The organism is Roseivirga sp., assembly GCF_965216855.1.
Classification (GTDB): domain Bacteria; phylum Bacteroidota; class Bacteroidia; order Cytophagales; family Cyclobacteriaceae; genus Roseivirga.
Genome location: NZ_OZ244204.1, coordinates 1698331 through 1714660, shown reverse-complemented (window position 1 = coordinate 1714660; position 16330 = coordinate 1698331). Strand labels below are relative to the sequence as shown.

General features: G+C 42.0%; 12 protein-coding genes. 10 read left to right on the top strand and 2 right to left on the bottom strand.

Annotated features, from left to right (window positions below; translation table 11 throughout):
* Nucleotides 1–15 precede the first annotated feature (15 nt).
* Entirely contained in the window at nucleotides 16–2703 is a 2688-nt protein-coding gene (locus ACOOEY_RS07685; RefSeq protein ID WP_420388082.1) for a carboxypeptidase-like regulatory domain-containing protein, read from the bottom strand.
* A gap of 26 nt (nucleotides 2704–2729) precedes the next feature.
* The gene (locus ACOOEY_RS07680) at nucleotides 2730–3596 is read right to left on the bottom strand and encodes a GLPGLI family protein (protein WP_420388081.1); all 867 of its coding nucleotides are present in this window, start codon (nucleotides 3594–3596) and stop codon (nucleotides 2730–2732) included.
* Nucleotides 3597–3713: 117 nt separating this feature from the next.
* Here ACOOEY_RS07680 and ACOOEY_RS07675 point away from each other — a divergent pair, with 117 nt between their 5' ends.
* The 10 genes from ACOOEY_RS07675 to ACOOEY_RS07630 all read left to right on the top strand — a co-directional run bounded on the left by ACOOEY_RS07675 (nucleotide 3714) and on the right by ACOOEY_RS07630 (nucleotide 16314).
* Nucleotides 3714–5351, top strand: coding sequence for a sensor histidine kinase (locus ACOOEY_RS07675; protein ID WP_420388080.1), 1638 nt, complete (start codon nucleotides 3714–3716; stop codon nucleotides 5349–5351).
* Nucleotides 5338–6015, top strand: a complete 678-nt coding sequence (locus tag ACOOEY_RS07670; RefSeq protein ID WP_420388079.1) for a response regulator transcription factor — start codon at nucleotides 5338–5340, stop codon at nucleotides 6013–6015. Before ACOOEY_RS07675 ends, ACOOEY_RS07670 begins: the two co-directional genes overlap by 14 nt.
* A 105-nt stretch (nucleotides 6016–6120) precedes the next feature.
* On the top strand, nucleotides 6121–6660 hold the full coding sequence (locus tag ACOOEY_RS07665) for a hypothetical protein (protein ID WP_420388078.1): 540 nt from the start codon (nucleotides 6121–6123) through the stop codon (nucleotides 6658–6660).
* Nucleotides 6661–6740: 80 nt separating this feature from the next.
* On the top strand, nucleotides 6741–9146 hold the full coding sequence (locus ACOOEY_RS07660) for a TonB-dependent receptor plug domain-containing protein (protein ID WP_420388077.1): 2406 nt from the start codon (nucleotides 6741–6743) through the stop codon (nucleotides 9144–9146).
* A 398-nt stretch (nucleotides 9147–9544) separates the two neighbouring features.
* Nucleotides 9545–12400 (top strand): hypothetical protein, encoded by a 2856-nt coding sequence (locus ACOOEY_RS07655; RefSeq protein WP_420388076.1) that lies wholly within the window; start codon nucleotides 9545–9547, stop codon nucleotides 12398–12400.
* A 12-nt stretch (nucleotides 12401–12412) separates the two neighbouring features.
* Nucleotides 12413–13246: a molecular chaperone gene (locus ACOOEY_RS07650; RefSeq protein ID WP_420388075.1), complete on the top strand. Its 834-nt coding sequence runs from the start codon at nucleotides 12413–12415 to the stop codon at nucleotides 13244–13246.
* 154 nt (nucleotides 13247–13400) lie between these two features.
* A complete protein-coding gene (locus tag ACOOEY_RS07645; protein WP_420388074.1) occupies nucleotides 13401–13994 on the top strand; it encodes a hypothetical protein in 594 nt (197 codons plus the stop codon).
* 123 nt (nucleotides 13995–14117) lie between these two features.
* Entirely contained in the window at nucleotides 14118–14672 is a 555-nt protein-coding gene (locus ACOOEY_RS07640; RefSeq protein WP_420388073.1) for a hypothetical protein, read from the top strand.
* A 55-nt stretch (nucleotides 14673–14727) separates the two neighbouring features.
* Nucleotides 14728–15780, top strand: coding sequence for a M42 family metallopeptidase (locus tag ACOOEY_RS07635; protein WP_420388072.1), 1053 nt, complete (start codon nucleotides 14728–14730; stop codon nucleotides 15778–15780).
* A 276-nt stretch (nucleotides 15781–16056) separates the two neighbouring features.
* A complete protein-coding gene (locus tag ACOOEY_RS07630) occupies nucleotides 16057–16314 on the top strand; it encodes a hypothetical protein (protein ID WP_420388071.1) in 258 nt (85 codons plus the stop codon).
* The last annotated feature ends 16 nt before the right edge of the window (nucleotides 16315–16330 follow it).

Here is a 16330-nt window from a genome sequence, read left to right as displayed (position 1 = left end):
AAAGTACATCCTTGCTTATAAATCATACATAACGCTGAACAGCCAATACCTTTTTTGAATAAAGTATTCGTAAGTGCTGATCAAGCTGTCTGAGAAAGAATCTCTTCTGATCCCTGTGGTATTCATGAGGTTCATACCCTCTACTTTAAACTCCCATGGAGAACCTTCTTTTCTGTATCTCAACTCAGCATCCAGTAAGTCGAACTGCTGCGTTGGATTGGCCTGAGAAACATAGCTGTTGTACTCATAATCGGCATCCAGTGTAAACCCTTTCAGGAAGTTAATCTGAATACCAATAAACGGCTGATGATTCTCAAATTTACTGCTGGTATTTCTTCCTTCATAGTCGCTTAGGGTTACCGTATAACCGAAGTCCATGAAAAGCTTTTTGAAAAGGGTGGTTCCAATGGTTGTTTTATAAGTTTGAGTAAAGCTCACATTCTCATTAGGAGTATCACTAATAATATTGTTGCTCACGCTTCTGCTCAAGTTCGCATTTACACTTACTCTGAAGTCATTGAAACGCTTGTCAATATTGGCGTAGCCGGAAAGCATTTCATTCGCTGTATTGATATTTACAGGCGAATTAACCCTTTCAAGATTATTGAACTGCACCACATTGGTCACATCATCAAGCCTTTTTGAGTAATTCATGCCGCCATAGACGTTGAGGAAGTTGTACATGTTAAAATTCATGTAGTTCACATTCACACTATGGTATAGGCTGTTCATCAGGTTTTGATTACCCCGGAAGAGCGAGTTATAGCTTCTCACAATAAGGCCTTCAGCAAAATTCTGAATATCCGTAAAGTCTGCCGCTACGTTGTAAGTTAGATTCAGACTATGAGAACCTCTGAACTTGTACTGGGCATTTAATGCTGGCAGCAGAAGGGTTTTATCGAAACCACCTTCAGTATTATTCTGATCTGTGCTTACCCTGTAATAGTGCAGGTTCAGTGAAGGCGTTAAAATCAACTTGTCCAGTTTAGTTTTATAGAGCAATGAAGCATAGTAATCCTCAAAAGTGTAATCTACCAGGTTCACTAATTCGCTTTCACCGAAGGTATTGATGGTGCCATCACTTAGTCTTTCATACAAACTGGAGGTCAGGGTTTGACTTGAATAAGTATTTCCGACTTTCAGATTAATGTGATTGGTTTTGTTCAACACTCGGTAATAATTCAGTGCCGCTTCCTGCTTAATGGTTTCCACATCTCTCAACTGAGTTAAGTCATAAGGACTGTTGCCTGTCATTGGAATAATAGAAGCGAAAGGCTGTCCTGAGTTAATCAGGTTGTAAGTAGGGTCCTGCTTTTGAGCCTGAAATGAGCCTTCAAAAGAGAAGATGTTTCTGTCACTCTGTGCCCAGAATGCCCTGAGTTGCTGCTCTATTGAATAAGGTCGTTGGGTAGTTGTACCTCTGATGTCATTAGACAGATTACTGAATGTAGAGTTTTGTGTATCCAGATTTTGTATATCAGCCAATCTACCAAAAGCACTGTAGTCTATTTGAAGGTTATAGTTTGGTGTATACTTCAAAGCTATTTTGGCTAGTCCCGAAGAACTCTTTACCCTTTGCTCTGAAGTCAACACTTCCTGATTCAAATTGGGCTGGAGGATGTAAGTTCTGTTAGAAACTGAACCCAGCGTATTATCTACTTTCGATCCAATAGCGAAACCTGAGATGGACCACTGCTTATTCGGAGTGAAATTGTAATTCAAAGCGGCTAATTCATTCTTCAGACTTTTGGCATTATTCCTTTCCGCCATAGGGATACCTAATGAACTGGAAGTCGTTCTGAATGATGAACCAGCACTTCTTGAGAAGCTTCCAAAGCCACCGGTGAACCTGAAGTAATCATTCATGGTAAATGCCAGTTCCCCAATGTTATTGGCATCAGCAATCAGGTTAATATTGGTTTTGGCATTGTAGAAAAATGAATTCAGGTGACCCAAATATCTGTCTTCAGGTCCCCCGCCTGCACGGATATCCCCAAAGAGGATGTTCTTTTTGTCTTCCTTCAATTGAATATTGAGTGCCAGTTGTTCACTGTTATTCACCCCACTCAATGGACCAATGTTGTTGTAATTCTGAAGCACCTGTACTTTGTCTACTACATTGGCGGGAAGGTTTTTGGTAGCTAGTTTAGTGTCTCCTTCGAAGAACTCTTTGCCATCAACCAGAACTTTGTCTACGCTTTTGCCTTGAATTTTGACTCCTCCATCTTCATCAACCTCAAAGCCCGGTAGGTCTTCGAGTACTTCACCAAGCTTCCTTTCATTGCCCTGGGTGAAGACCTCCGTCTTATAGGTAATTGTATCACCCTGAATAAGCACCGGCATTTCGCTGACCACTTCCACATCACCCAGGTTGGTGGCATCGGCAGACAATTGAATTCCGAAAGGAACCTCATTAGATTCTGTAGCCTGATAGACTTTTTCAAAAGGAAGGAAGCCAATGAAGCTTACCTTGATATTGTAAACCTTGTCCTTTTCCAGAGATAGTCTGAAAAGACCCTGTTCATTGGTTACTGAGAAGGCTGCCATTTTTTTGGAAACAGTATCGATGGCAATAACATTGGCGAAGCTAAGCGCTGCCCCGGTTTCATCTCTCACTTCTCCACTAAAGGACACTTTTTGCTGAGCTTTGGCAAAGGTACTCAATGCCAGAGCCAATAGAGTAAGCAGTAAATATTTTCGCATAATGCTGAGTTTTTGACCTTTTGGGATTAATTACCGCCAATTTTGATGGTTACACCACCGCCACCTTTGCCCTGATTGAATTTCTCTGCCATCTCGGCTGTTTTGGCATCTATTTCTGCTCTCAGCTCTTCACGGGTTACTTTCTTGCCTTTGCTGGGCTGTTTAATTTTTACCTCATCTTCGGGGTTTAAGACCACTTTAGTACAGGCATAAGTGGTGGTGCCGTCAGAAACTTCTAGAATAAGGCCCGGAAGACCCCAGTAATCATCAGGACCTTGTGATACAGGTATTTGAGGAGTATACCATGCCTCAATTTTAATGGTATCGGATACTATTTTAGGCTCCATTTCATCATCAGTCTCATCACCATCAGAAGAGCTGCCGAATGAAATGGTTCTTCTTTCTCTGATGTCGGTAAAGATGGCTTTATATGCCTGATAATTACCTATGGTTTTTACCTCATCAGTCAGCTCCCATTCGCGGGATTCCAATTCATCTTTGACCAGAAATGGCTTACTAAAGACTTCAGTTTCTTGTAGGAACAGGTTCTCGGAAGTGTTTTTATAAGTAACACCTCCTCCGGCTGACATGGTAATCACCATACCGCCAGAGCTGGCGGTGGCCGGTCCACCATTCAGGCTTTCAACCTCTGACCAAACAGACTCAGTCAGATTAAACTTTAGTTCGTACTCTTTTTGGAATTGCTTTTTCATTTGTTCCTGTATCTGTTGCTCCATGGCCGGAGTCATACCCTCTCCTTTAAAAGAGAAGCCATCCATTTTTCTTGATGACTGATAAGTCGCAATGCCTTGAAAGTTTTGTGCATTGATTGAAATGACCAGGGCTACCATCAAGCCGATAACTAGTGTGATCTGTCTTTTGAGATTTTTCATTTTGAATGATTTTTATGCACTACAAATGAAAAGTGATTAGTGAAAACAATGAGTTAACCAGTGTTAACGTGTGTTAAGCTTCAAATCCACTGAATGGTAAGTCCGTATATTTGAATCGTGAATGCTCTGAAATTCAAAAGGATAATCTATATCATTGCTGCTACAGCAGTACTGACTATTGCTACTCAGGTGTACAGAAATACTCAGAACTATCAGCTGAATAAGCTGCAGTATATGAATGATGTGCAGCAAGCTCTGGACTTAAGTATAGAGTCGTACTTCGCTGATCTGGCCAGACAGGATATTCTCTTTTATACCAGTCTCAAAGACAGTGATTCCATTCGGGCAACAGGTAAATCGTTTATTTCCGGAGCCTGGTCGACCAGTAACACTTTCGAGGACTTTAATGGAGAGACCTATAGTATTATTACCAATGGAGAAAGGACTGATACCATTAGACATAAATTAAATGGTGAGCAGGGCTTAAACTTTGACTCCGTATTTTCTCTGGTAGGTTCTCATGCTGTTTCAAGGATTGATATTACTAATAACCTGGATATCCAGGACTCCATCTTCGATTTGCCAGACTTTAGGAATGAAGTAAGGTTGAATTTTACGGATTCACTGGAACGACTAAGGGGCTTTGCCAAGCAGATTATCATTTCCATGAGTTCGAACTCTCTGGATTTTGAAAGACTGGAAGGCTATCTGCAAAGTGAACTAGAGAGAAAGAATCTGGACGTCAATTACCTGCTTTTACTCTACAAAATGGGTACACCCAGGAGATTTGAGTTGAGGACTAAAGAAGCTGACAAACGCTTTGTTCAGGTTAATGCGGATAAGCCGGATACTTTATTATCAGATCCTGATGCCGAGATTTCAGATTACCCATTAGAGGTTTATTCCAAAAGTACCTACCTGTCGAATGATCAGAAACTCGGTATCAGATTTCAGAATGCGTCACTGAATATTCTAAAGAGAGGGGGGGTAGACCTTTTTATATCCCTTATGATCTCTATGGTAGTCATTGGCTCACTCATGTATCTCTACGGAATCATCAATGAACAAAAACAGCTGGCTGAGATAAAAAACGATCTCATCAGTAATATCACACATGAGTTTAAGACCCCAATTGCTACCATTTCTACCGCAATTGAAGGGATTTCTAATTTCAATCAGGCCAATGACCTTGAAAAGACTAACAAGTACCTGGGTATTTCCAAAGACCAGCTTAAAAAGCTGAATGGTATGGTTGAGAAGCTTCTGGAGACGGCCAGTCTTGATTCCAATGAACTGGAAATCTCCAGGGAAGAGGTGGAAGTAGTCTCATTTACCCGACAGTTATTTGAAAAGTATCATGTCATTAAAGGTGATAAGAGTCTTTCATTTCAAACCGATATGAGTCAGAAGTGGGTAAATATTGATTCCTTCCATATGGAAAACGCCCTGGGTAACCTGCTGGATAACGCCATCAAGTATGGAGGGGAGAAAATTTCCATGAGATTGATAGAGAGGGGTGATGCTGTGGTCTGGGAGGTGGAAGACGATGGCGGTAAAATTGATAAGCTGGAGCAACAGCGCATATTCGAAAAGTTCTACAGGATACCTACCGGTAATGTGCATAATGTAAAAGGGTTTGGTATAGGCCTTTACTATACCAAAACTCTGGTTGAAAAACACGGAGGTAAGATTGACTTACAGGTGAAACCCGGTTCTACACTCTTCTCAATCGAATTATTAAATGACAAAGCATAAGATTCTACTGGCCGAAGACGAAATGGCCCTAGGTACTATTGTAAAGGAAAGCCTTGAAACAAGAGGCTTTGATGTGATTTTTTGTACCGATGGTGAAGAGGCGCGGGAGGCCTATGAAACCCACAGACCTGAGTTGATGGTGTTGGATGTGATGATGCCGAAGAAAGATGGGTTTACACTCGTGAAAGAAATCCGCAAAAAGGACGACAGAATACCCATCATCTTTCTCACCGCAAAAAGCCGTACCGAAGATGTGGTTGAAGGCTTCGGATATGGAGCCAATGACTATCTGAAGAAACCCTTTTCCATGGAAGAGCTGATTGTAAGAATCAAGGCCTTGCTCGATCGTAAAGGAGGAAAGGAAGCTTCAGAAGATGTTAATATAGGAGCTTATACCTTCAACTTTTCGCGACAAACCCTTCGTTTCGGAGAAGATGAATCATTGCTGACCCACCGTGAAGCACAACTGTTGAACGAGTTGTATTTGCATAAAAATGAGCTTACCGAAAGAACGCTGATCCTCAATACACTATGGGGCAGTGATGACTTTTTTAATGCACGGAGTATGGACGTGTTTATTACTAAACTCCGTAAAAAACTAGCTAAGGACGACCAGATTCAGATTCTCAATGTGAGGGGATATGGGTACAAACTCATCTGCTAGTCTCGCTTTGAACTTCATATTTAGCAGATCAAAACAGATAAATTCCATCTGTCAATCCCATCGACATTAATTGTTGAGATATTTTTACTTTCGTAGTGTTTCAAAATGACTCAACGCTCGAGAGAAATAACGGCTGCCCTTTTTTTACTGTGCTTTTTGGCACCGTTGGGGCTGACTTATGGCTTGTTGAAAGTGAAGCAGTGGAAGGTGAAGACCGAGGTGGAACAGCAAATCTTACAGGGAATTGATAAAGGAGAACTGCTTGAGTTAACCTTCAGTCTGGAAGAGGCTGCCAATCTTGATTGGGAACATGAGCGTGAATTTGAATACCAAGGCCAGAGCTATGATGTGGTAGACAAAGTAGTGAAAGATGGCTATGTCACTTACCAGGTCTGGTGGGATAAAATCGAAACCAGAATTAAAAACCAACTGGCACAATTAGTCTCAAGAGCATTAAGTCAGGACGAACAGCAACAGGGAAATCAGGATAACCTCGAACGCCTGTTGAAAGCAGTTTACTATCAGAATTCGGAAAACCCGGTTCAGGTTGCTGGGCAATCGGAACAAGTAAGGTTCCACTCATTTAGTCAAGGCTATAAATCCATGGAGTGGGCACCGCCCGTTCCCCCTCCCATTACTTCTTGATCGATATTTTTTGACATGGCCCTGATAATTCTATCCGGGTCCAAAATCCTATTCTTTAATCGATTAAGAGAAACAATTCTATGAAGAAAATAATGTTTCTGTGCCTGTTCGGCATGAGTTTCATCATGTCTCAGGCACAGGTTATTACTGTGGTAGATCAGGAGAATAATACTCCTTTAGAACTGGTAACCATAGTAAGTAATTCAGATAATGTGGTGCTGACTACCAACCATAAAGGTCAGGCAGATATAACCATTTTCGAAGGAGCCCGGGCTATTCAGATCAGAATGGTGGGCTATGCCACTGTGATCATGAGTTTCGATGAGCTGGAAAATCAGGGCTTTCAGGTGGCCCTGGAGCCCACCTCTGTTGAGATTGACCAATATGTGGTTTCAGCTACCCGTTGGAGTCAGTCGACCGCGGAGGTTCCTCAGAAAATCATATCAGTAACCCCTAAAGAAGTTGCTTTTATGAACCCGCAAACCGCAGCCGATTTGTTGAGTATTTCAGGACAGGTATATGTGCAAAAAAGCCAGTTGGGTGGAGGTAGCCCTATGATTCGGGGCTTTGCTACCAACCGATTACTCTATACTATTGACGGTGTTCGAATGAATACGGCTATTTTCAGGGGGGGCAATATTCAGAATGTAATCTCGCTTGATCCTTTTGCCATTGAGAGTACTGAAATTTCATTCGGGCCCGGATCAGTGATTTACGGAAGTGATGCCATAGGAGGTGTTATGAGCTTTCAAACGTTAACACCTCAGTTCTCATTGGAAGATAAGCCGACAATAAGTGGCAAGGCGAACATGAGGTACGCTTCTGCCAGCAATGAGCAAACCATTCATGCTGACTTAAATATAGGCCTGGAGAAATGGGCTTTTGCAACGAGCTTTAGTGGCAACGATTTTGGTGATCTTCGTATGGGCAGCAATGGTCCTGATGATTACCTTAAACCATTCGTTGTAGTCAGAGGTAACGGAGAGGATCTTGTGTTACCGAATGAAGATCCAAGAATTCAGAATCCAAGTGGTTATACTCAGTATAACATCATGCAGAAAGTGAGATTTCAGCCTAATGAGGCCTGGGATTTTCAATATGGATTTCACTATTCCCAAACCTCATCCTACGGACGTTATGACCGTCACAATAGAATGAGAAATGGTGCTCCTCGTTACGGAGAGTGGAGTTATGGCCCACAAGTATGGATGATGAATAACCTGAATGTGTTTCATAATACACAGAACGCTCTATTTGATGGGATGACCATTAGAGTGGCTCAACAGCATTTTGAGGAGAGCAGAAGGGATAGAAACCTAAACAGTACCGAAAGATCTGTAAGAAACGAGGAGGTAGAGGCCTATTCCCTGAATCTCGATTTTACTAAGTCACTGAGTGGCAAAAGCAGGTTGTTCTATGGTTTGGAGTATGTTTTGAATGATGTCAACTCTACGGGTGAAGATCAGGACATTGTTTCCGGTACTTCGCAACCTGGTCCTTCCAGATATCCTCAGGCCAATTGGTCGTCTTATGCGGCCTATATCACTCAGGAGTTTAAAGCTTCAGAGCAACTGACTCTTCAGGCAGGGTTGAGATATAATCGTTTTGACCTTGATGCTACTTTCGATACCAATTTCTATCCCTTCCCTTTTTCAAAGGCCGAGATTAATGAAGGGGCATTGACCGGAAGTGTAGGGGCTGTGTTCAGGCCAACCTCTTCGTGGGTCATCAATGCCAATCTGGCAACTGGTTTCAGGTCTCCGAATGTAGATGATGTAGGTAAGGTTTTCGATTCAGAGCCTGGAGCCGTGGTAGTACCCAACCCCGATTTAGAGGCCGAAACTGCCTATAATGCAGACTTCGGCATAGCTAAAATTTTCTCAAACCTCTTGAAAGTGGAGGTAACAGCATTCTACACTTATCTGGACAATGCTATGGTGAGGAGAGACTTTCAACTAAATGGTATGGATGAAATCATCTATGATGGAGAGTTGAGTCAGGTTCAGGCTATACAGAATGCTGCCAGTGCAGAAGTGTATGGCTTTCAGCTGGGGGCTGAATTGAAACTACCTGCCGGCTTCAGCTTATCTACTATGTACAACTATCAGCATGGTGAAGAAGAGTTAGATGATGGCACAAAAAGCCCTATGAGACATGCCGCACCCTCCTTTGGTATGACCAGACTGAACTACAGTGCCAGTAAATGGAGGTTGAGTTTATATGCTGATTATCATGCCGAAGTAGCTTATGAAGACTTACCTGAAAGTGAAAAAGGTAAAACCGAGATTTATGCAGCAGATAGCAACGGGAATCCATATACGCCAGCGTGGTATACGCTCAATTTCAAAGCCCAATACCTTCTGAACAGAACAGTGACTTTGACATCAGGGGTGGAAAATATCACCGATCAGAGATACCGTCCTTACAGTTCGGGAATTTCTGGTGCAGGTACCAATTTTATAATTGCATTGAAGGTTAATTTCTAGTCAGATTCGGAGCTTGTCCGGACCTGGTTCGGGCAGGCTCTATTTCCTGTATCAATGGCCTGAATGGTCTCAAATAAAAGTCAGATTTCACCCTTTCAATACCTTTTTTCAGTGTGTGAGGAACCACCTGAACCCCTGCAGTAGACGTGTATTGTGTAAGGACTTTGATTTTTTTACATACATATATTCGCAATTGAGAATTATAAAAAACACTTTTTACAGCTAAAAAGCTGAAAAACAGCGCAAATGAGTTAGCCAATCTCTAGGAAATGCAGTTCCATTCTCTTTATATTTGGAATACCTAACACCAGACGAACTAACTTATTGTGACTACGTGTGACCCCAGATTTAGGAGTTATATCTCCTTTATGGTTTGCGCTAGCTGTGTCCTTCTCTGTATGATGCTGGCTTTCCAGGCCAACGCGCAACAAGGCTCAGCCAGTGGCCTCACGCTCCAATTTTTAAAATCCCAAACAAGTGGTTCTGTAGATGAAGTAGCCTCCAACGTATTGAAGGTGGTTAACCGTACAGGAAGAACTTCAGTATTCAAAGTTGAGATTGCTACTCCTCCAAACTGGTCAAGGGTACGTGCAGATGACAAGATGTACAACGTGGCCAATAACGACAGCTTATTTATTCCAATTCGTGTAGTTCCTGATAAATCAGCCACAGGAAACGTCAATTACTTTATTAATGCGACAGCGCTCACCGGTAACGGTATCCCGCTGGCATCAACACCCTGGTCAATGCAGGTAGTTAAGGTTTCACGTTGGTATGCTTCCATTGTGGATTCAGAAATTTACTTCCCGGCAGATAAGAAAGAAGCACAGTTTCAGATTAAGCTGAGAAACGATGGAAACTCGGCAGAAGATGTGATGATTCTCTTCAATCCGGATGTTAAGGTGAAGATTCTCGATATGCAGGGAAACCCCTTTTCCGATAATTCATTGCCCATGAAGCTACCGGTTGATATTGACACCACCCTGACTTTCACGGCTCAACTCGATGAAGAGGCTAAAAAGGAAAACTTCTTCACAGCCGGAGCGATTGATCAGGAAGAGACAGATGCTTCTGAATACAATGTCAATATTCAGGTGAAAGATGTCGCTGGTCAGAGAGCCAGCTGGGGTGGACGTGTAGATTTCAAAAAATTAAATCAGGAACATAAGTTTAAATCGAATTATGGAGAGTCGACTATTCCCATCAATGTTGAATTCAATACATACAATGTACTCTCTCAGTTTACGAATTTCAGTCTAGATCTCAGCGGGGAAGCAGATCTTGGAGAAGATCGCTTCCTTCGCTATTACTATCAGACCATAATTTCCAGCAACAGCATAGCGGGAACCCAGTTTCTAGGATCCTATCGTTTTGCTGAATACCGAACCAATCAATATTCCATATCTGCAGGAGACATTGGACAGAATATGGAGTTGCTGTTGAATGGTACAGGAGTGAAGGGCTCTTACTATTTCGACAAAGTAGGTGTCAGTGGTATATATGTTACCAGACCTCAGAATGGTAACCTGAACAATAACCTGAACAGCATTGGGGCTTCAGTCAGGTATCAGGTAATGCAGGGATTGAATGCTACAGCTGAACTGGTCAATCAAGATGATCAGTTCAATCAGGTAAGCCGCAACCTGGCCACAGTTAGAGCAAACTATCGTTTACCCAACCAAAGCATACTGGACGTGAAAATGGGTTACTCCATGGAAAATCATGAGCCTACCACCGGAGATGCATTTACCACTCCTGGTTATGGTGTCACGGCCAGATACACCGGGAGAATTCAGGGGGTAAGCATTTCGGCTCAGGGACGTTACAATTCGCCAAATTATTCATCGCAGTTTAGAGGTTCATCAGACTTCAATACTAATGCCCGTTACAATCTCACCGACTCCAAGTATGTAGGTGTCAGGGTGAATATGAACAGTCGAAACCCGGAGATATACAGTAAGGGAGTACTTTTCCCGAGAAGACAATTTACCAGAAACTCCTTCGAGGGGCAGTTTGGCTGGACGAGTGAGAACGGAAACTTCGTGCTTTATCCAAGGTATCAGTATGATGAGGTATTGGAGTTAAGAACTGCCACAACCGGGATGGGGTTGAGTTTTGCAACGAATAAAAGTCAGGATGCAAAAATCTATACCAGATTCTTTACCGGTTTTACCAAGGCTCTGGACTATGAGAACAAACCTTACATGGTTGCCCGTTGGGAGAACTCTATCCGCTATAAAAACCTGAATGTCTCTGCCAGATATTACTACGGTCCATTCAATGTGCTCGATAACCTGAGGGTAGTTGAAGATGGTATCAACCCACAATCCCTGTTCTTAAGTGCATTTGCGCAATTGAACTTTACCAAAGCAAGGGTATCTATCAGACCTATGTTCACCATGGGATATGAGTCTGTGTTGGCCCGCTGGAGAGCAAACATTGCCCCTCAGATTACCTATTTCTCAAAGAATGGGCTGGAATTCAAAATGGCCATTGAATACTTCAGCATAAAACAAGGAGAGAGTCCATTAGCCAACGTGAGTGAGTTTGGTACTCAGGCCTTTAATCCATTTAGTCAGAGTAATGCATTCCTGAGATTCGGACTGAAGAAACAGTTCAATATCAAAAAACCGGGTAAAAAAGCCCATGATTTAGAAGTGGTTGTTTTCAAGGATCTTAATGGCAATAACCTAAGAGATCAGGGTGAAGAGTTTGAAAAGAATGTAATCGTTAAAGTGAATGGCGAAGCGTTGATGACCAACGATGATGGTATAGTTTATTTCAGAAACCTTCCAGAAGGTTCTTATGTCATCGAAAACGAATTATTGAGTAATGCTGAAGGATGGTTCAAATCAAAAGGCATTGAAGTAGACATTAAATCAGATCAGGCTGTGTATGTGCCGCTGAAAAGAGGCGTACAGATTACCGGAAATATCATTCTGCAGAAGGCACAGTATTCTTCTTTGGGAGATGGCAATATGAAGTTGGATGGAATCAGGGTAACTGCTACTGATAATAATGGCGAATCTTTTACTTCTCTGACAGACTTGTCTGGTCAGTTCAGACTCTATGTGCCATTCGGTTCATATACAATCAGGGTGAATGAACAGGCAATAGATAGTCAGTTTGAATTTGCACAGTCATCCTATACGCTGGATGTGAATAATCAGGGGGGGAATTATCAGCTGGCTTTCTATCTGATAGAAAAGAGGAGACAATTGAATATCAAGCGATTTGATAATAAAGACAACTAACAATCAACAATAATGAAAACTATTATTCAACACAATCGAACGAGAGGAGCAGCGCTCATAGCAGTGATGTTGTTCCTTACATTTTTTGATGCTTTCGGTCAGAAAATCTCCACGTCACCGACAAGGTTGAACTACAAGGTGAGTCCGGGCGGGTCTGCCACAGGACTGATCACGGTAACTAATAATGCCGATCGTAGACAAACCTTTACTGTAGACTTCGGAGACTTTGATGCTTCAAGAGCAGGAAAGAGTAAGTTTCTCGATAAGGGAGTCTTGCCTCGCTCATGTGCAGATTGGTTAAGTGCTACTCCGGGACTTTTTGAATTAGATCCAGGGGAATCACAACAAATCAGGGTTGTAATGGATGTACCACAGGATTCTACTGCATTGATTGCCCGCTGGGCTGTGGCCTATATCAGGCTGAGCGAAGAAAGGCAGGCGCAGCAGGAAGCCAATGATGGTCTCATTGTAAACCTGAATCAGGCATACCGTTTTGGGGTATACATTTTTCAAACACCACCTAATGCAGTATATGCTAAAGGAGAGCTGATTGATTTCACACAGAATGAAGATCAGTTAATCTTAAGGCTTAGAAATGTGGGTGAGACATTTTTAAAATGCGCCTCTTATGCCGAGTTCACCAATTTGCAAACGGGAGAGATAAGCCGTCTCAAGCCAAGGAACTTTACAGTACTGCCTGCCAGTAACCGCGATGTCACTTTCATTATTCCAAAAGATTATCCACCGGGTAAATATTCTGTCCTGGGTGTGTTGGATTACGGGAATAGAGATGAAGTGGCCGCAGCAGAAATAGAAATAGAAATTAAAGAAAAAAGTAACGAATAGGTGGACACCCGAAAATCTTCCATATGGCAGTTTTTTGCATTCCTTTTACAAAAGGCTGTAAAAAAAGTTGGAAAATTTTTAAGGGATATTTGTATATATGAATATAAGTCCATATATTCACATGTCTAAACTTTTAACCTAAACATTAATACTCATGAAAAGATTAGTAAACATTAAGGCCTTTGTCGTTGTGGCATTGCTAGCCTTGACAATCGGAAATCGTGCAAACGCACAAGTTTTACCAGACGATAACGAATTCGTCTATGTAGCCATGGACCTTCAGGGTGTATTGGATCTAACACTAGCTACTGACCCTAATGTTGAGTTCACTTTCAACACTATTCCTAGCTATGTAAATGGTATCATCAAGCCTAACGTGACTGAATTAAGAGTTGAGTCTACTGTGCCTTGGGATCTTTACGTACAAGCGGAAACTGCTAACTGGGCTCAGTTACAAGCTTTCTCTAGTGCTGGTACTTCTACAGTTCCTTCTACTTTGTTGGAAGTTAGAGTAATCGATGGTGCAGGCTCTTCTGCGCTTAACAACTTTACTGCTTTAACTGATACCAGATTGGATATTGTAGGTACTGTTGCTGCTGGTGACGGTGTATCTGCCGGATCTTACCTGACAACTCCTGATTCTCACTTCTTCAGAGTGGATTATAGAATTATCCCTACTCTGACTGCTCAATATCAGGCTGGTTACTACGGTTTGAACGTGATCTACACTTTGGCAGAAGATCTTTAAGAAATAAAGAAATACAGATTTACTAATACGTAGTAAATAAGTTAGTTCGATTTATGTTGATTGGTAAAAGGGGTAACATCTAAATGTTACCTCTTTTTATATTTATATTACTTATTTTTGTATATGATCAGAAGGACCTTCCTTCTTATTACTTTTCACCTTTTCACCTCTTATTGCTTTGCCCAGTCGCTGGACATTTCTATTACAAGAGGTACAGATCTCGATTTTACCTTTACTACCATACGCCAATACACTAACGGAATTATTCGCCCCAATGCCACTGAGTTCAGGGTTGAATCTACTGCCGAATGGGATTTGTATGTGGGAGCTCAAACCATTACTCCCGGTCAGTGGGACCTGATTACTTCTTATTCCAGTGCCGGCTCATCAACGGTTCCGGTATCCATACTCGAGATAAGAGCGGTAAGCCCCGGGGGAACTTCACAACAGAATACCTTTTTTCAATTACAGGATGTCTCTAATCCGGTCTATCTCATTGGTTCTGGTGCAGATGATGCCTTGGTGAATTCAGGTGTAGGTACCAATGCTCCCGGTGATGGCTCCAACAATCCATTTACACATCGTTTCAGGGTTGATTATAAGCTTACTCCCGGCATGGGATACCGACCAGGTGTCTATTCGCTGACTGTAGTCTTTACAGTTGCGGAAGATTTATAATTCCTCCTTTCAAAGACCTGCGACAAGCTTTATATTCGGCTTAAAATTTTTACTTATGGCCATTAATGTTTCCCTGCTAAAAAGAATCTGTGAAGTTGCCGGAGCTCCCGGTTATGAAAAGAGAGTGCGAGATCTGGTGATTGAAGAGGTTAAGTCATACGTAGATGAATTAACTGTCGATAACCTGGGGAATGTTATCGCCCTTAAAAAGGGAAATAACAATCCGGAGGGTAAGAAGGCCATGGTAGGCGCACACATGGATGAAATAGGCTTTATTGTTACGCATATTGACGACAAGGGCTTTGTACGCTTCCATACTTTAGGTGGCTTTGACCCTAAGACACTCACTGCGCAAAGAGTGATTATTCATGGGAAGCAGGATATTGTTGGTGTGATGGGGAGTAAACCTATTCATGTGATGAGCCAGGAAGAGCGGGGCAAGGTAGCCAAGACTACCGACTACTTTATCGACTTGGGTATGTCCAAAGAAGACGTGGAAGCAGTAGTCTCTATTGGAGATCCGATTACCCGTGAGCGCGAACTGATTGAAATGGGCAATTGTGTGAATTGCAAATCCATAGATAACCGTGTATCTGTTTTCATTCTCATTGAAGCACTTAAGAACCTGAAAGACCATCCTTATGATGTTTATGGGGTCTTTACCGTCCAGGAAGAAGTGGGAATCAGAGGGGCTAATGTTTCTGCCCATAGCATTAATCCTGATTTTGGTTTTGGTTTAGATACCACCATCGCTTTTGATTTACCGGGAGCACAACCCCATGAAATGGTGACTCAACTGGGAGAAGGTGTAGCTATTAAAATCATGGATGCGTCAACCATATGCGATTATCGAATGGTTGACTTTATGAAGAAAACGGCCGACCAAAAACACATACAGTGGCAACCTGAAATTCTGACTGCCGGTGGTACTGATACTGCCGGTATTCAGAGAATGGGTAAGGACGGGGCCATTTCAGGGGCTATTTCCATTCCGACTCGTCACTTGCATCAGGTGATTGAAATGGCCGACAAAGATGATATTCGGGGAGCTATTGATCTACTGATTGCTTGCCTTCAGAATCTGGATCAGCATGACTGGAGTCACTAAATCTCTTTAACTATTAGGATTTATAAATAATTTATTTTTAAATTTCTCATGTTAAAATGGTTGCGCGCTATTTTGCGATGCAACCTTTTGACATCCTACCATAATACACCACATCCTTTTTCTTCAATTGATTAATCAACACCTGAGGTATTAAATTCATTTAGTACCCATGACTGTTCTGGTATGCAGTGTATTACTGCCGATGTATTCCCTAATGTTATTCCAGGGGGATGCCGAAAACCCATAATAGAGTAGGCTCATCTTAAATTTTAACCAATGAATAAGTTAATCAGAAAGGCTGTGGTGCTTTCAATTCTATTAATGGTGTTTGTGGCTTCATTCTTAACTATGAAGGCTCAGACTATTGAGACAACTGGAAAATTTGACAGGCATTTTAGGGTGTCAGAACGTCCGATAATCGTGTACAGTATTGATGCTCATACTGATAAGGTTAGTATGTACGAAATGTGGGTGAAAAGCTATGACTGCGATAGTTCAGGAACTAACTGTATGGATATCAAGGTGATTGACTAATCAACTAAACCAGTTT